The following is a 15,147-nucleotide window of genomic DNA, read 5'->3' as shown; positions in this document are numbered from 1 at the left end:
CGGCTCAGCAGGGTAGGTTGTCTATCACCTCGCGCGTGGTGCGGGGCAGGCAGAGTTCTCCGAAATCTGCGACCTGTTCGATGTTCGGGAACATCGACAGGAACAGCGCGCGCATGTTGTGCCCGAGGGTGGACGACAGCGCGCGGCCGGGGTGATAGGTGTCCATCTCGAGCCCGCCGACGCGTATCGTCGAATGTTTCTGCAACATCAGGTGGAACATCTGCACCGATCCGCCCGGTTCGACCGCAAAGATCCGGTCGCCGTCGGCATAGTCCTGGACCGGGACGAACACCGCGTCACCACCGAGGATGCTGCGCAGCCTGTCCCGGCGCAGTATCATGCGCGCCGCGGGGCCCAGCAGCAGGTCGGACATCGGCCGCCCCATGCCAAAGCCGTCGGCGGTAATGCGGGTCAGGCTGGTGAGGCTGGAATTGGCGTCGGCCACGCCGGGCACATAGGTGGTCGAGCCGATCCAGACCACCGGTGCCGGGCCTTTCACCGTTTCGATGTAGTCGCCGGGCAGCAGGTCCTCGACCGCCACCTGGCCGCGCACTGTCCGGATCGGCGTGCCGCGCGCAAAGGCGCTTGCCGTGCCTTCGAACAGCGGGCTCGCCGGAGCGACGTGGGTCTTCTGGACGAGTGTCAGGTCGGGCAGCAGCGCCGATACCTCGTAGCGCCGCATCAGCGAGACGCCGCGCTTGGCCGGTTCGACGGGCATCCGCTGCTCGGCCGGGGCCGGGTGACGGAGAGCGTGGGTCGCACCTGCGGTGCTGAACGGTAGGCTGGCCATGTGAACACCCCTGAGGTTGGTCACATTCGTGCTGGCCCCCACCAACAACGCCGAAAGGACTGTGGCTAAATCGTCCTTAGTTTAAACTTCATTTTCGGCACAAGTGTCAAAAATTGGGCCGGATTGGCGCGGGAGGAGAGGCCAATCCGGCCAGGGGAGGGAAATTGTTCGTGTCAGGCGGTCAAGCCTGCCACATTTGCGTCGAATCGCGTCACGCGCTCTTGCGCTGCACCGGGGCGGCAGTGCGCTTTGCGATAAAGGCCGTCCGGCGTGCGCCGCGGGTCCAGGGCATCTCCACCTCGGTGGTTTGTGCGGTCTTGACGATGGATTTGATAAAGCGGGTTTTCATCGCGGCGATCCTTTGAGTGCGGTTGTTCGATGCTCTCAATTTGACGGCGCAATGCGGCAAGGTTTGGACAATTTTGGGCTGATTGTCGGAAAATTGGAAATAATCGAGAGAGGTGCGGCAGCGCGCTTTTCCCGTCTTTCAGGAAACAATCACCCCAAAACAGCGCGATTGTTTACCAAGCTGCGGCAAGAATAAGGCACCGGCGCGGCGGACGGCGCGGTCTCGCCGCCCGCCGGGTGCGGACGGCTCAGCCGGCGATCATCTCGGATTGTTTCACGATCACCTCGGCCTGCTTGATGCTGGCGATGTCCACCAAGCGGCCCTTGTAGACCGTGGCGCCTTCGCCGTTGGCCTTGGCTTTTTCCATGGCGTCGAGGATTTCGCGCGCTTCGGCCACGGCGGCCTCGGAGGGGGTGAAGACCTCGTTGGCCAGCGCCACCTGTTTCGGGTGGATCGCCCATTTGCCGACCATGCCCAGCGTCGCCGAGCGCAGCGCCTGTGCGCGGAAGCCGTCGTCATCGCTGAAATCGCCGAAGGGGCCGTCAACAGGCAGCACGCCGTGGGTGCGGCAGGCGGCGACGATGGCGGCCTGTGCCCAGTGCCAGGGATCGGACCAGTATTTCGCGCCCTCGTGCGCCATGTAGTAGTTTTCCTGCGTGCCGCCGATGCCGGTCGTGGACATGCCCATGGAGGCGGCGAAATCAGCGGCCCCGAGGCTCATCGCCTGCAGGCGCGGGGTGGCGGCGGCGATCTCTTCCACATGGCTGATGCCGGCGGCGGATTCGATGATGACCTCGAAGCCGATGGGCTTGGTGCGGCCCTTGGCGCGTTCGACCGCCGTCACCAGCGCGTCGACCGCATAAAGGTCCGCGGCGCAGCCGACCTTGGGGATCATGATGATGTCCAGCCGCCCGGACGCCTGCTCCAGCAGGTCCACCACGTCGCGATACCAGAACGGCGTGTCGAGCCCGTTGATCCGCACCGACAGGGTCTTCTTGCCCCAGTCGATATCGCCGATGGCCTGAATGATGTTGGCGCGGGCGCTGTCCTTGTCCGTGGGGGCGACCGAATCCTCCAGATCGAGGTTGATCACATCCGCATCGCTCTTGGCCATCTTCTCGAAAATCGCCGGGCGGGAGCCGGGTCCGAACAGCTGGCAGCGGTTCGGTCGGGCGACGGGCGCGGGCTGGATGCGGAAGGACATGAGAGCTCTCCTTGAAAGGATATTTCGTATGCGGTCGCATACGGGTTATAAAATGACCCGATGCTGCGCAAGCACAATTTGCAGGCGCAGCATCGCGGCCGGTTCATCGTCGCAGCCGCGGGAACAGGCTGGCCGGATGCACGTTTCTTTGGCATCGCGGCGGCGGTGCCGGTCTGCTAGACCGACCGTGCATCAAAAATCTCGCGGCAGGGCAAGACATTGACCCTGCGCTGCGGTTAGCGTTGCGCCGACACCGACAGGGGGACACATAGATGATCGAGACACCGTATCTGCTGTTTCTGGGCGACGCGCCCGACGGGCTGGCCGCAAAGGTTGCCCAAGGCATCAAGGACTGGCGTCCGGAAAATTGCGTGGGCCAGTTTCGCATGGACGGCTGCAATGCCGACATGAAGCTGCCCGACATGACCCTGACCGAGGCCAGGGTGGCAGGCGCCAAGACCCTGGTGATCGGCGTGGCCAACCGTGGCGGCAAGATCAGCCAGGCCTGGAAGAAGGTTCTGGTGAATGCGCTCGAGGAAGGGTTCGACCTCGCCTCGGGCCTGCACAATCTTCTGCGCAACGAACGCGACCTGGTGGAGGTCGCCAAGGCCTGCGGTCGCAACCTGCATGACGTGCGCATCCCGCAGGTCGAATATCCCATCGCCAGCGGCGAAAAGCGGACCGGCAAGCGGGTGCTGGCCGTCGGCACCGATTGTTCGGTCGGCAAGATGTACACGACCCTGGCGCTGGACGCCGCGATGCGCGAACGCGGGATGAAATCGACCTTCCGCGCCACCGGCCAGACCGGCATCCTGATCACCGGCGAGGGCGTACCGCTCGACGCGGTCATCGCCGATTTCATGGCGGGGTCGATCGAATGGCTGACCCCCGACAACGACCCCGACCATTGGGACGTGATCGAGGGGCAGGGCTCGCTCTACCACGCGTCCTTTTCCGGCGTGTCGCTGGCGCTGATCCATGGCGGCGCGCCCGATGCGCTAATCCTGTGTCACGAACCCACCCGCCGCCACATGCGCGGGTTGCCGGGCTACGGCCTGCCGTCGCTGGAAGAGGTGCGCGACACGGCCTTGGCCATGGCCCGCATCGTCAACCCGGAGTGCCAGGCCGTCGGAGTGTCTATCAACACCCAGCACATGAGCGATGCCGAAGCCAGGGCCTATCTCGAAGAGGTCGAGGCGCGCATGGGTCTTCCCGCGGTCGACCCCTACCGCCACGGAGCGGACAAGCTCGCAGCGGCGCTGGCAGCGCTCTGATGCGGAGCCTTGCGCAGGGTGCGGGCGCCGGATGCCTCCGGCGGGAGTTTACGGGCAAGATGAAGGAGCGGGTCTGTGCAGGTTGAGGTGACACGCGACGTGTTCCGGCTGGCCGAGGTCTTCACCATCAGCCGCGGGTCTCGGACCGAGGCGCAGGTGCTGACCGTGCGGATCACCGATGGCGGCGCGACGGGCCGGGGTGAATGCGTGCCTTACGCGCGCTACGACGAAACGCTCGACTCGGTGACGGCCGAGATCGAGGGCCTCCCGGACCGGTTCGACCGCGCGGCGCTTTACGACCTGCTGCCGGCGGGGGCGGCGCGCAACGCGGTGGACTGCGCGCTCTGGGATCTCGCGGCCAAGCAGGCGGGGCGGCGGGTCTGGGACCTCGCGGGTCTTGCCGCGCCGGGGCCCGAGATCACCGCCTATACCCTGTCGCTGGACACGCCCGAAAAGATGCAGACGCAGGCGGCGAAACACGCGCATCGCCCGCTTCTGAAGATCAAGCTCGGCACCCCCGACGACATGCCCCGGCTCGAGGCCGTGCGCGCGGGTGCCCCAGAGGCCCGCATCATCATCGACGCCAACGAGGGCTGGTCGGCCGAGGTCTATGCCGACCTCGCGCCGCATCTGCTGCGCCTCGGCGTGAGCCTTGTCGAACAGCCCCTGCCCGCGGGCGAAGACGACGCGCTGATCGGCATCGACCGCCCGATCCCGGTCTGCGCCGACGAATCCTGCCACGACCGCGCGTCGCTCGCGGCCCTCAAGGGCAAGTACGACGTGGTCAACATCAAGCTCGACAAGACCGGCGGCCTGACCGAGGCGCTGGCCCTGCGCAACGCGGCGCGGGCCGAGGGGTACGACGTGATGGTCGGCTGCATGGTCGGCAGTTCGCTTGCCATGGCGCCCGCCGTGCTGGTGGCGCAGAGTGCGCTGGTCACGGACCTTGACGGGCCGCTGCTTCTGGCCGAAGACCGGGACCACGCCCTGACCTTCGACGACCGGGGCGTGCACCCGCCCGAACCCGCCCTCTGGGGCTGAGACACGAGGACCGATCCATGACCCGCACCGTCTATGTCAACGGAGAGTACCTGCCCGAGCACGAGGCCAAGGTGTCGATCTTCGATCGCGCCTTTCTCATGGCGGACGGGGTCTACGAGGTCACCAGCGTGCTGGACGGAAAACTTATCGACTTTGCCGGTCATGCGGCACGTCTGGAACGGTCGCTGAAAGAGCTCGACATGCGCGCGCCCTGCGACACCGATACGCTGCTCGAGGTTCACCGTGAACTGGTGCGCCTGAACGGAATCGAAGAGGGGCTGGTCTACCTGCAGGTCACGCGCGGCGCGCCCGGCGACCGCGATTTCGTCTTTCCAGACCCCGAGACCACCGAGCCGACGCTGGTGCTTTTCACGCAGAACAAACCCGGTCTCGCAGACAGCCCCGCGGCAAAGACCGGCATGCGGATCATCTCGATCGAGGATCAGCGCTGGGGCCGCCGCGACATCAAGACGGTGCAGTTGCTTTACCCGTCAATGGGCAAGATGATGGCCAAGAAGGCCGGCGCCGACGATGCCTGGATGGTCGAGGACGGGTTCGTCACCGAGGGCACCAGCAACAATGCCTATATCGTCAAGGGCAACAAGATCATCACCCGCGCGCTGTCCAACGACATCCTGCACGGCATCACCCGTGCCGCCGTGCTGCGGTTCGCCCGCGAGGCGCAGATGGAGGTCGAGGAGCGGAATTTCTCCATCGAGGAAGCGCAGGCCGCCGACGAGGCCTTCGTCACCTCGGCCAGCGCCTTCGTCATGCCGGTGGTCGAGATCGACGGCGTGGCCGTGGGCGCAGGCACGCCCGGACACCGCGCCGTGCGGCTGCGGGAAATCTACCTCGACGAAAGCCGCAAGGCCGCCGTGTAACCCGGTCAGAGCGCGATGCGCTGCCCGTCGCGGGCGAGGATCAGCGGCCCGTCCCAGGCCTTGCGCACCTCCGCGATCCAGTTGGCATCGGTGAATTCCGGCATCCCGTCTGGCACGAAGTGGTTCAGAACCAATTGCCGCACCCCGGCCAGGGCGGCGATCCGCCCGGCGTCTTCGGCGCTCGTGTGGCTGCGCAGGATGTGACGGCGCAAACGGTCGTCGCCATTGCCGAGCCGCGACAGCAGCAGGTCCACGCCCTGTGGCAGCAGCGCCTCGTGCACCAGCAGATCGGCGCCGGTCGAAAAATCGGCCAGCGCCGGCAGAAAGGCGGTGTCGCCGGAGAGCGCGACCCGCCGGCCCGATCCGTCAAAGCGCAGGGCAAAGCTGTCGATGATGGGCGGATGGTCGTTTCGCAAGGCGTCGATCCGCAGACCATCCAGATCCAGCACCAGCCCTTCCGCCAGCTCCCGCAGGTCAACCAGCCCGGCCAGGTCGGGCCGTCCCTCGTCTGCGATGCGCAGGTCGATGTCGAAGGCCATCGAGGTCAGAAACCCTTGCCAGTAGGCATCGAGTCCCGGCGGCCCGACCACCGTCACTGGCCGGTTCAGCCCGGCCGTCCAGGCGGTGTGCAAGAGCGGGCCAAGCTCGAGGTAGTGATCCGAATGCAGATGAGTGATCAGGATCAGGTCGATCTCCGTCAGCGCCACGCCCTGGTCGCAGACCCCGCGCGCCGCGCCGAGGCCCGCATCGACCAGCACCGTCCGCCCGGCCAGCCGCATCAGGATCGACGTCGGCATCTGCGATCCGGGGCGGATCGCCGGCCCGCCCTTGGCGCCGAGGATCGCCACCCATGCTTCCGGTGCGGTCATGGCGCTCACCCCCTGTTTCTCCGGTTTTCAATAACCCTCGGGGGAGTCCGCCAGCGGCGGACGGGGGCAGAGCCCCCAGACCCCCTCAGCCGTCCTTGCGGACGTTTTCGGCAAAGCTCTTCTCGAAGGCCTGCTGTTTCTCCGCACCGACATCGGTCTGGTGGTTGGCTTTCCACTCGGCCATGGTCATGCCGTAGAACGCCTCGCGGCCCTCGTCCTTGGTCATCTCGATGCCGCGTTCGTTGGCGGCCTCCTGGTACCAGCGGCTCAGGCAGTTCCGGCAGAAGCCGGCGAGGTTCATCATGTCGATGTTCTGCACATCCGTGCGGTCTTCCATCAGGTGTTGGCGCAGGCGGCGGAAGGCGGCGGCTTCGAGTTCGATCCGGGTCTGGTCGTCCATGGTCTCTCTCCTTCGGGTCAATAGGCGCTGTCCTCCAGCGCGGCTTGCAGGATCGGGGCCAGCCTCCGGCCCCAGTGGCGCTGATGTTCCGCATCCTCGATCAGGTCGTTGCGCAGCTCGATCAGCGTGTTCATGCGCCCGTGCTGCAGTGCGTGGCGGTCGATCGCGTCGCCCGGCAGGTGGCCGGGGTAGGGCTGGTTGCGGCCCACGGTCAGGTCCGGTTCAGCCGCGAGTCTTGCGATCAGCGGGTCCGACAGCCGCGCATCCCAGGCGTGCAGGATGCCCACGTGCCAAGGCCGGCTGGGCCGGCTGCGCAACTGGCGGGTAAAGGAATGCACCGAGACGATCACCGTGTCGTCGCGCCGCGCCGCCAGGTCCGCGAGTGCGGCATGGTAGGGACGCCAGTAGGCGTCGAGCCGGCGGTCGCGCTCGGCGGCGTCGGCGTGGCGGTTGCCGGGGATGATCGACCCGTCGTAGAGCCGCATCAGCAGCGTCGGATCGTCCTCGCCGCGGTTGGGGTCGATCACCAGGCGCGAGAAGTTCGACAGGATCGCCGTGCCGTCCAGCGCCTCGGCCAGCGCCTGCGCCACGCCCGCGGCGCCGACATCGTAGGCGATGTGGCGCGCCATGTCCGCTTCCGGCAGGCCCAAAGTCCCGCCCAGATCCGGCGACACGGTATTGGCCGCGTGATCGCAGGTGACCAGCCAACGGCTTTTGCGTTCGAGGCCGATGATGCTAAAGGGATGATACGTCATGCAGGTGTCATTTCATTTCCCGATGACATAGAGGAGTTGCGCGGCGAAGGGAAATAGGCAATAACGCGGATGAGGTGTTAGCGGTAACGCCGCGCATGCATCAGGCCTGTCCGGCAGGCTTTGGTCCGACACTGACGACAGGGATTTGATCATGAAACGTATGCGCAATGTCAAAATCGTGGCCACTCTGGGCCCGGCCTCCTCGGATTACGCGATGATCCGTGCCCTGCACGAGGCCGGCGCGGATGTCTTCCGCCTCAACATGAGCCACGGCAGCCATGACGAGATCGCCGAGCGCCACAAGATCATCCGCCAGGTCGAGGAGGATTGCGAAAGCACAATCGGCATCCTCGCGGACCTGCAAGGCCCGAAACTGCGCGTCGGCGTCTTCGCCAACGGCGAGGAAGAGCTCGAGGAAGGCGCCGAGTTCCGGCTCGACCTCGACCCGTCCGAGGGCGATGCGACCCGTGTGAACCTGCCGCATCCCGAAATTTTCGCGGCGCTGGAAAAGGGCGCTTCGCTCCTGGTCAACGACGGCAAGATCCGCCTCAAGGTCAAGAAATGCGGCAAGGACTTCGCCGACTGCACGGTCGTCACCGGCGGAACGATCTCGAACCGCAAGGGTGTTAACGTGCCGGACGTGGTGCTGCCGCTTGCGGCACTGTCGGACAAGGATCGCAAGGACCTCGCCTTCGTCGCGGAACTGGGCGTCGACTGGCTGGCGCTGTCCTTCGTGCAGCGCCCCGAGGACGTCAACGAGGCGCGCGCGCTCTGCAAGGGCCGGGCGGCGATCCTGTCGAAGATCGAGAAACCGGCGGCGGTCAAGGCCTTCGATGCCATTCTGGCCGCCAGCGACGGCATCATGGTGGCGCGCGGCGATCTGGGTGTCGAATTGCCGGTGCAAAACGTGCCGCCGATCCAGAAACAGCTGATCCGCAAATGCCGCGCCGCCGCCAAGCCGGTGATCGTCGCGACGCAGATGCTGGAATCGATGATCGACAGCCCGATGCCCACCCGCGCCGAAGTCTCGGACGTGGCGACCGCCATCTACGAAGGCTCCGACGCCATCATGCTCAGCGCCGAATCCGCCGCCGGGTCCTACCCGGTCGAGGCGGTCACGACGATGAACAACGTCGCCATCGAGGTCGAGGCCGACCCGACCTACCGCGAGGTGATCGAGGCGTCGCGCACCGCCAAGCGCAACTCGGTGGCCGACGGCATCGTCGCCGCCGCCCGCGAGATTGCAGAGACCACCGACATCAAGGCGATCTGCTGTTTCACCCAGTCCGGCACCACCGCGCTGCTGGTGGCCCGCGAACGGCCGCGGGTGCCGATCCTGGCGCTGACCTCGCAGGAGGGCACGGCGCGGCGGCTGGCGCTGACCTGGGGCACCAACTGCGTGCAGACCGGCGTTCTGGAACGCTTCAAGGAGGCCGTGGTCAATGCCGCCCGCGAGGCGCGCCGGGGCGGTTACGCCACGGCGCAGGACCAGATCGTCGTGACCGCCGGGGTTCCCTTCAACACCGCTGGCACCACGAACATCCTGCGCGTCGCACCCTGTGATGAGCGGCTGATCTATCATACCGATCCCGGCTGACTTTTTCCCGGTTCCGGCGTATCCTGTCCCGACAGCAAAAGAGCAGGAGCCTTTTCGATGGAACCGGATTTGAGCCTCGTGCTGGGTCTTGTGATCGGGGTCTTCGCGATCCCGGCCATTGTATCGGCCATGTCCGACGGCCGCGCGCCGCGTGTCGCCTCGATCGCGGTGCTGATTTCGGGCGGGCTGATCGTCTATGCGATCAATGCCAAGGAGGGCGGTTACCGGATGGGCGACGTTCCAAAGGTCATCTACCGGGTCGTCGGCCAGTTCACCGGCTGATCCGCCGCAGGCGGTCTCTGTCGCCAGAACGGTCTTGCATCCTTGCCCGACCGCGCCTATACGGCGGCTTCTTTCCGCGCGTCCGGCCCAAGTGGCATGCCGAGTCGCGCGTCCGACCGACCCAAAAGCAAGGAGACGGAAATGCCCAAGATGAAAACGAAATCGAGCGCCAAGAAGCGCTTCAAGGTGACGGCGACCGGCAAGGTCATGGCTGGCCAGGCCGGCAAGCGTCACGGCATGATCAAGCGCACCAAGAAGTTCATCCGCGATGCGCGCGGGACGACGACCCTGTCGGCCCCCGATGCAAAGATCGTCAAGGGCTACATGCCCTACGACCGCTGATAGACCCATCTGAAAAGGAGCCCTAGATCATGGCACGAGTCAAAGGTGGGACCGTCACCCACGCCCGTCACAAGAAAGTCACCAAGGCCGCCAAAGGCTACTATGGCCGCCGCAAGAACACCTTCAAGGTGGCCGCACAGGCCGTCGACAAGGCCAACCAGTACGCCACGCGCGACCGCAAGAACCGCAAGCGCAACTTCCGCGCCCTGTGGATCCAGCGGATCAACGCCGCCGTGCGCATGTACGACGACAGCCTGACCTATTCGCGGTTCATCAACGGCCTGGCGCTGGCCGGGATCGACGTGGACCGCAAGGTTCTGGCCGATCTCGCCGTGCACGAGCCCGAGGCGTTCAACGCCATCGCCGCTCAGGCCAAGGCCGCGCTGCCGGCCTAAGCCGCGCAGAGGCGTCACGGATCGGGGCCGCTCCTTCGGGGGCGGCTTTTTTTGTGGGACATTGGTCCGCGTGGCGCTTCTGTCCGCCGCCTGAATCCCGCTGCGCGATCAGGGGCGCCTTTCGCAACGCGTCGGGGCGCAGGTCGTCACCCGGTCTCTTCTTCCTTCCCGGATCGTGAGGAGACGCGACCGGATCGGACCGCGCCGGCTTTGCGCAGACGACGCGCGCCGACCGGCTCGAGCCTGCACCCTAGCGCGCCAGAGCCGGGTCCGCCCTGCGCAGCGCCTCCGCGATCAGCGTCGAGATGCGGGCCGATCCTGCGGGCGAGGGATGGATGCGGTCGCGGGCAAAGAGCGACAGGTCGTTGGGCGACACCACATCGCCCATGTCGACGTAGACGACGCCCGCATCCGCCGCCGCCATCCGCGCCGTGCGCCCGGCCATCTGGTCGTAGACGCGTCCGCAAGGCGTGCCGGCATAGCGCGGCGACGTGTAGTAATCGGCCCAGAGCACCCGCACGCCCCGCGCCCGCAGCCCCGCAACCACCTCCGGGATCGCGCCGCTCTGGCCATCGGCCGAGATCAGACGGTTCAGGATCGCGCCGGTTTCCGTCCCCGAACAGCCGATGCCCAGGTCGTTGGCGCCGCCGTTCATCACCACCCAGCGTGCGCTCAGGCTTCTGACCTGGCGTGAGATGTCCAGCGGCCCGGACCCGGTCGATCCGGTCACGCTGGCGTAGGGCAGGGACACGTCGCCCACCGGCTGCGACAGCTGCTGCGCCAGCCGGTCCGCGACGCCCGCGTCCTGCCCGCGGTTCCAGGCCATGACCGAATCCCCGGCGACGACGATCCGCGCACCGTCCGGCACCCCGCGACCGCAGGCGGCGGTGAGCAGGACAAGAAAGAAAACAGTGAACAGGCGCATGGGTGGGTCCTCTTTAACGGCACATCGTGAAAAGGTGATGCGCGGCGTCCATCCGGCAAGCGCCCGAGGTCGATTGTCATCTTCGGCGTTCGTGCGTCGCGGGTCTGGCGATCCGCCATGTCTTGTATTCAGCCGCCAGTCTGCTAACCCGTCCGGCAAGAACCGAAGGACCGCGCGATGGACGATCTCAAGCAGAAATACCTCTCCCGTATCGCCGATGCCGCCGACGAAGCGGCGCTCGAGGACATCCGCCTCGCCGCCGTGGGCAAGAAGGGCGAAGTGGCGCTGAAGATGCGCGAACTGGGCAAGATGAGTCCCGAGGAGCGCCAGACCGCGGGCCCCGCGCTCAACGCTCTGAAAGACGAGATCAATTCGGCCCTCGCCGCCAAGAAAGAGGCGCTGATGGACGCGGCGCTCGATGAACGCTTGCGCGGCGAATGGCTGGACGTCACCCTGCCGGGCCGGGCGCGGCCCATGGGCACCATCCACCCGATTTCCCAGGTGACCGAAGAGGTCACGGCGATCTTCGCCGACATGGGATTCTCGGTCGCCGAGGGGCCGCAGATCGACACCGACTGGTATAATTTCGACGCTTTGAACATCCCCGGCCATCATCCCGCACGGGCCGAGATGGACACGTTCTACATGCACCGTGCGGAGGGTGACGACCGCCCGCCGCATGTCCTGCGCACCCATACATCGCCGGTGCAGATCCGGCACATGGAAAAGCACGGCGCGCCCTGCCGGATCATCGCGCCGGGCCGGGTCTACCGCGCCGATTACGACCAGACCCACACGCCGATGTTCAACCAGGTCGAAGGGCTGGCGATCGACCGCGACATCTCCATGGCGAACCTCAAGTGGGTGCTCGAGGAATTCTTCGCCGCCTTCTTCGAGGTCGACGGCATCAAGACCCGTTTCCGCGCCTCGCATTTCCCCTTCACCGAACCCTCGGCCGAGGTCGACATCCAGTGTTCCTGGGTGGACGGCCAGCTTAAGATCGGCGAAGGCGACGGATGGCTCGAGGTGCTGGGGTCGGGCATGGTGCATCCGCATGTGCTGCGCTCCGGCGGGGTCGATCCCGAGCAGTGGCAGGGCTTTGCCTTCGGCATGGGGATCGACCGGATCGCGATGCTGAAATACGGGATTCCCGACCTGCGGGCCTTCTTCGACAGCGACTTGCGCTGGCTGCGGCACTATGGCTTTGCCTCGCTGGATGTGCCGACCCTGCACGGCGGGCTGTCGCGCTAGGCGCGTCGCTCCCGGCCATCCGTAGGGTGGGTTTCGAACCCACCCTGCCTCAGTAGGGCACCCGCCACGCCCGGGTCTTCGGCGCATCCACCTGCGCAAGGCCCGACTCGTCCAGCAGCCGCGTCACCTCTTCCTCCAGCAGCCGCTCGTCCGCGGTTCCCCGGATCGGCACCCGCCCCGGCTCCAGCAGCAACGGGGCGGCCAGCGGCGTCACCCGGTCCAGCGCCATGTGGTCGATGCGGTCGCCCACCCGCGCGCACATCTCGCGGATGCGCGAGAAATCCACGAGGCCGCGCATCGCCTCTTCGCGGGTGATCTGCATCAGCAGGTGATCGGGGTCGTATTTCAGCAGCGTGTCGTACAGGATGTCCGAGGACATCGTCGCCTGCCGCCCGGTCTTGCGCTGCCCGCCCAGATTGCGCTCGATCAGCCCGGCGATGGTGGCGCTGGCGCGAAACGTGCGTTTCATCAATGCGTTGCCGGCCAGCCAGCCGTCCAGCCCCGCTTCGAGCGCGGCAAGGTCGAAGAGCGGCGCGGGGTCCGTCACCGCATCCAGGCCCCAGATCAGCGTGGCGTAGTCCGTGGCGACGAAGCCCATGGGCGCCAGCCCCATCTCCTCCATCCGCTTGGTCAGCAAGAGCCCCAGCGTCTGCATCGCGTTGCGCCCGGCAAAGCCGTAGGCGACCAGTTGCTGGCGCCCGTCATGCGGAAAGCTCTCGATCAGCAGGCGGCCCGGCTCCGGCAGGCGGCTGACCTTGCGCTGCAACGACAGCCAGTCGGCGGTATGCGCGGGCAGTTCGGGCCAGCCGTCCTGCTGGAACATCCGCGTGATCCGCGCCGAGAGTTGCGTCGAAGTGGCGAACTTGGTGCCCATGAAGGTGGCGATCTTGGGCTTGCGGCCGGGATCGCGGCTCACTTCGACCACCAGTTCGCGCAGCCCCTCGTAGCGCACCACCTGCCCGCCGATCAGGAAGGTGTCGCCCTTGCTCAGCGAGGCGGCAAAGCCTTCCTCGACCTCGCCCAGCGGCGTGCCGCCGCGCCCGCGCATCCGCACCTTGAGCGTGTCGGTGTCCTGGATCGTGCCGATGTTCTGCCGGATGCGCGCCGCCGATCGCGGGTCGCGCAGCTGCCAGAGCCCGTCCGCGCGCTGCGCCAGCCGCTGCCACTGGTCATAGGCCCGCAGCGCGTAGCCGCCGGTGGCACAGAAATCGAGGCAGGCGTCGAACTCCGCCCGGCTCAGGCCCGCATAGGCCCCGGCGCTGGTCATCTCGGCATAAAGCGCATCGGCATCGAAAGGCCCCGCACAGGCGGCGATGAGGATATGCTGGCAGAGCACGTCGCGCGGGCCCGGACCCCGCGGCGCGCCGTCCAGATCGCGGTCGCGCACCGCCTGCAGGGCGGCCACGCATTCCACCACCTCGAACCGGTTGGCGGGTACCAGCAGCGCCTTGCTGGGCGCGTTGTAGCGGTGGTTGGCACGGCCTATGCGCTGCACCAGCCGCTTGACGTTCTTCGGCGCCCCGACCTGGATCACCAAGTCCACATCGCCCCAGTCGATGCCCAGATCGAGGCTGCCGGTGCAGACGATGGCCCGAAGCTGCCCCGCCACCATCGCCGCCTCGACCCGCTCGCGCTGCGCCCGGTCAAGGCTGCCGTGATGGATGCCGATGGGCAGATCCTCTTCGTTGGCAAGCCACAGGTTGCGAAAGAAGAGCTCCGCCTGCGCGCGGGTGTTGTGGAAGATCAGCGTGGTCCTGTGCCGCTTCACCTCGCGCAGCACTGCCGGGATCGCATAGGCCGCGCCGCCCCCGGCCCAGGGCGGGGCCTCTTCGGTCACCAGCATCGAGATGTCGGGCTCCGGCCCCGGATCGGCGGTGAGGATCGCGCAGGGTTCGGGATGCTTCGCCATCAGCGCCGCGATGGCCGCGGGGTCGTCCACCGTCGCCGACAGCCCGACCCGCCGCAGGCCGGGGCACAGCGCGTCAAGCCGCGCCAGCGCCAGCATCAGTTGGTCGCCGCGTTTCGATTCCGCCAGCGCATGGATCTCGTCGATCACCACCCGCTGTACGCCCGCGAACATCCGCGGAGCGTCCTCGTAGGAGGTCAGCAGGGCGAGGCTTTCGGGCGTCGTCAGCAGGATGTGCGGCGGGTCGGCGCGCTGACGTTTCTTGACATGGGACGAGGTGTCGCCGGTGCGGTCCTCGACCCGGATCGCGAGGCCCGCCTCGTCGATGGGTGTGCGCAGGTTGCGCTTGATGTCCGCCGCTAGGGCCTTGAGAGGGCTGACATACAACGTGTGCAGCCCAGGCGCGGGGGCCGCACCAAGCTCCGCCAGCGTCGGCAGGAACCCCGCCAGCGTCTTGCCGCCCCCCGTGGGCGCGATCAGCAAGAGCGCGGATTCGTCCTTACGCGCCAGCATGTCGCGTTGGTGCGGATGCAGCTGCCAGCCGCGCGTCTCGAACCATGCCTCTAGGGAATGCGGTAAATCCACCATGGGCCAGAGATACCGCGCCATGAACAAAAGGCAAACACCCTTGCGCCGCCGACCCCGGCCTGCTTCTCTGGCGTTGCCTCGGAACCCGGGCATACGCCGCACCGCCCGCCCGACGTGTCCAAGAGCGGCCCGACCCCAAGGCCTCACGCCGCCAACCCCAAGCGGCGCTCCCAGCTTCTCTGGTTTTCAATAACCCTCGGGGGAGTCCGCCAAAGGCGGACGGGGGCAGAGCCCCCGATCGACGCCTGCCAAACCGCTTTCCTTCTCCGCCCCGATCCGCTTCAGTGGCCGCAGGGAG

General features: G+C 66.8%; 16 protein-coding genes. 8 read left to right on the top strand and 8 right to left on the bottom strand.

Going from position 1 to position 15,147, the window contains the following annotated elements; translation table 11 throughout:
- Nucleotides 1-4: 4 nt before the first annotated feature.
- The 3 genes from DU478_RS15605 to DU478_RS15600 all read right to left on the bottom strand — a co-directional run bounded on the left by DU478_RS15605 (nt 5) and on the right by DU478_RS15600 (nt 2,343).
- Nucleotides 5-790 carry a Hint domain-containing protein gene (locus DU478_RS15605; protein ID WP_233501349.1) on the bottom strand — a complete coding sequence of 262 codons (786 nt, stop codon included), beginning with the start codon at nt 788-790 and terminating at the stop codon, nt 5-7.
- 211 nt (nt 791-1,001) lie between these two features.
- Nucleotides 1,002-1,139 (bottom strand): hypothetical protein, encoded by a 138-nt coding sequence (locus tag DU478_RS23155; protein ID WP_199488358.1) that lies wholly within the window; start codon nt 1,137-1,139, stop codon nt 1,002-1,004.
- Nucleotides 1,140-1,386: 247 nt separating this feature from the next.
- On the bottom strand, nt 1,387-2,343 hold the full coding sequence (locus DU478_RS15600) for an L-malyl-CoA/beta-methylmalyl-CoA lyase (RefSeq protein WP_114511896.1): 957 nt from the start codon (nt 2,341-2,343) through the stop codon (nt 1,387-1,389).
- Between the two features lie 272 nt (nt 2,344-2,615).
- Here DU478_RS15600 and dgcN point away from each other — a divergent pair, with 272 nt between their 5' ends.
- The 3 genes from dgcN (at nt 2,616) to DU478_RS15585 (ending at nt 5,539) form a co-directional block, all read left to right on the top strand.
- Entirely contained in the window at nt 2,616-3,617 is a 1,002-nt protein-coding gene (gene dgcN, locus DU478_RS15595; protein WP_114511895.1) for an N-acetyltransferase DgcN, read from the top strand.
- Between the two features lie 75 nt (nt 3,618-3,692).
- A complete protein-coding gene (dgcA, locus tag DU478_RS15590) occupies nt 3,693-4,658 on the top strand; it encodes an N-acetyl-D-Glu racemase DgcA (RefSeq protein WP_114511894.1) in 966 nt (321 codons plus the stop codon).
- A gap of 17 nt (nt 4,659-4,675) precedes the next feature.
- Nucleotides 4,676-5,539 (top strand): D-amino-acid transaminase, encoded by an 864-nt coding sequence (locus DU478_RS15585; protein WP_114511893.1) that lies wholly within the window; start codon nt 4,676-4,678, stop codon nt 5,537-5,539.
- Nucleotides 5,540-5,544: 5 nt separating this feature from the next.
- Here DU478_RS15585 and DU478_RS15580 read toward each other — a convergent pair whose 3' ends face one another.
- From DU478_RS15580 to DU478_RS15570, 3 genes are all read right to left on the bottom strand, one after another.
- Nucleotides 5,545-6,408, bottom strand: coding sequence for an MBL fold metallo-hydrolase (locus DU478_RS15580; protein WP_114511892.1), 864 nt, complete (start codon nt 6,406-6,408; stop codon nt 5,545-5,547).
- 85 nt (nt 6,409-6,493) lie between these two features.
- Nucleotides 6,494-6,808 (bottom strand): DUF1244 domain-containing protein, encoded by a 315-nt coding sequence (locus DU478_RS15575; RefSeq protein WP_114511891.1) that lies wholly within the window; start codon nt 6,806-6,808, stop codon nt 6,494-6,496.
- 17 nt (nt 6,809-6,825) lie between these two features.
- The gene (locus tag DU478_RS15570) at nt 6,826-7,563 is read right to left on the bottom strand and encodes an N-formylglutamate amidohydrolase (protein ID WP_114511890.1); all 738 of its coding nucleotides are present in this window, start codon (nt 7,561-7,563) and stop codon (nt 6,826-6,828) included.
- A gap of 151 nt (nt 7,564-7,714) precedes the next feature.
- Between DU478_RS15570 and pyk the strand changes: the two genes are divergently transcribed.
- The 4 genes from pyk (at nt 7,715) to rplT (ending at nt 10,179) form a co-directional block, all read left to right on the top strand.
- Nucleotides 7,715-9,160 (top strand): pyruvate kinase, encoded by a 1,446-nt coding sequence (gene pyk / locus DU478_RS15565; RefSeq protein WP_114511889.1) that lies wholly within the window; start codon nt 7,715-7,717, stop codon nt 9,158-9,160.
- A gap of 57 nt (nt 9,161-9,217) precedes the next feature.
- Complete coding sequence (locus tag DU478_RS15560; RefSeq protein ID WP_114511888.1) at nt 9,218-9,442, top strand: hypothetical protein; 225 nt, start codon at nt 9,218-9,220, stop codon at nt 9,440-9,442.
- 141 nt (nt 9,443-9,583) lie between these two features.
- Complete coding sequence (gene rpmI, locus DU478_RS15555) at nt 9,584-9,784, top strand: 50S ribosomal protein L35 (protein WP_005981143.1); 201 nt, start codon at nt 9,584-9,586, stop codon at nt 9,782-9,784.
- Nucleotides 9,785-9,813: 29 nt separating this feature from the next.
- On the top strand, nt 9,814-10,179 hold the full coding sequence (gene rplT, locus DU478_RS15550; protein WP_114511887.1) for a 50S ribosomal protein L20: 366 nt from the start codon (nt 9,814-9,816) through the stop codon (nt 10,177-10,179).
- Between the two features lie 250 nt (nt 10,180-10,429).
- On the opposite strand, the gene DU478_RS15545 is transcribed toward rplT, so the two are convergent.
- On the bottom strand, nt 10,430-11,104 hold the full coding sequence (locus tag DU478_RS15545; RefSeq protein ID WP_114511886.1) for an SGNH/GDSL hydrolase family protein: 675 nt from the start codon (nt 11,102-11,104) through the stop codon (nt 10,430-10,432).
- 177 nt (nt 11,105-11,281) lie between these two features.
- On the opposite strand from DU478_RS15545, the gene pheS reads away from it, so the two are divergent.
- Nucleotides 11,282-12,355, top strand: a complete 1,074-nt coding sequence (pheS, locus tag DU478_RS15540; RefSeq protein ID WP_114511885.1) for a phenylalanine--tRNA ligase subunit alpha — start codon at nt 11,282-11,284, stop codon at nt 12,353-12,355.
- 49 nt (nt 12,356-12,404) lie between these two features.
- Here the strand turns inward: pheS and DU478_RS15535 are convergent, their stop codons facing one another.
- Nucleotides 12,405-14,849: a ligase-associated DNA damage response DEXH box helicase gene (locus DU478_RS15535; protein ID WP_114511951.1), complete on the bottom strand. Its 2,445-nt coding sequence runs from the start codon at nt 14,847-14,849 to the stop codon at nt 12,405-12,407.
- Between the last annotated feature and the right edge of the window lie 298 nt (nt 14,850-15,147).

Origin of the sequence: Thalassococcus profundi, from assembly GCF_003344785.1 — a bacterium.
Lineage (GTDB): Bacteria > Pseudomonadota > Alphaproteobacteria > Rhodobacterales > Rhodobacteraceae > Puniceibacterium > Puniceibacterium profundi.
The sequence above is the reverse complement of the archived record's forward strand: the minus strand, read 5'-3'. Positions and strand labels throughout refer to the sequence as shown.

Coding starts and splice junctions, on each gene's coding strand:
- DU478_RS15570 (WP_114511890.1), bottom strand. CDS start 7,563: ATGACGTATCATCCCTTTAGCATCATCGGCCTCGAACGCAAAAGCCGT.
- DU478_RS23155 (WP_199488358.1), bottom strand. CDS start 1,139: ATGAAAACCCGCTTTATCAAATCCATCGTCAAGACCGCACAAACCACC.
- DU478_RS15580 (WP_114511892.1), bottom strand. CDS start 6,408: ATGACCGCACCGGAAGCATGGGTGGCGATCCTCGGCGCCAAGGGCGGG.
- pheS (WP_114511885.1), top strand. CDS start 11,282: ATGGACGATCTCAAGCAGAAATACCTCTCCCGTATCGCCGATGCCGCC.
- rpmI (WP_005981143.1), top strand. CDS start 9,584: ATGCCCAAGATGAAAACGAAATCGAGCGCCAAGAAGCGCTTCAAGGTG.
- rplT (WP_114511887.1), top strand. CDS start 9,814: ATGGCACGAGTCAAAGGTGGGACCGTCACCCACGCCCGTCACAAGAAA.
- DU478_RS15545 (WP_114511886.1), bottom strand. CDS start 11,104: ATGCGCCTGTTCACTGTTTTCTTTCTTGTCCTGCTCACCGCCGCCTGC.
- DU478_RS15605 (WP_233501349.1), bottom strand. CDS start 790: ATGGCCAGCCTACCGTTCAGCACCGCAGGTGCGACCCACGCTCTCCGT.
- pyk (WP_114511889.1), top strand. CDS start 7,715: ATGAAACGTATGCGCAATGTCAAAATCGTGGCCACTCTGGGCCCGGCC.
- DU478_RS15575 (WP_114511891.1), bottom strand. CDS start 6,808: ATGGACGACCAGACCCGGATCGAACTCGAAGCCGCCGCCTTCCGCCGC.
- DU478_RS15585 (WP_114511893.1), top strand. CDS start 4,676: ATGACCCGCACCGTCTATGTCAACGGAGAGTACCTGCCCGAGCACGAG.
- dgcN (WP_114511895.1), top strand. CDS start 2,616: ATGATCGAGACACCGTATCTGCTGTTTCTGGGCGACGCGCCCGACGGG.
- DU478_RS15600 (WP_114511896.1), bottom strand. CDS start 2,343: ATGTCCTTCCGCATCCAGCCCGCGCCCGTCGCCCGACCGAACCGCTGC.
- DU478_RS15560 (WP_114511888.1), top strand. CDS start 9,218: ATGGAACCGGATTTGAGCCTCGTGCTGGGTCTTGTGATCGGGGTCTTC.
- DU478_RS15535 (WP_114511951.1), bottom strand. CDS start 14,849: ATGGTGGATTTACCGCATTCCCTAGAGGCATGGTTCGAGACGCGCGGC.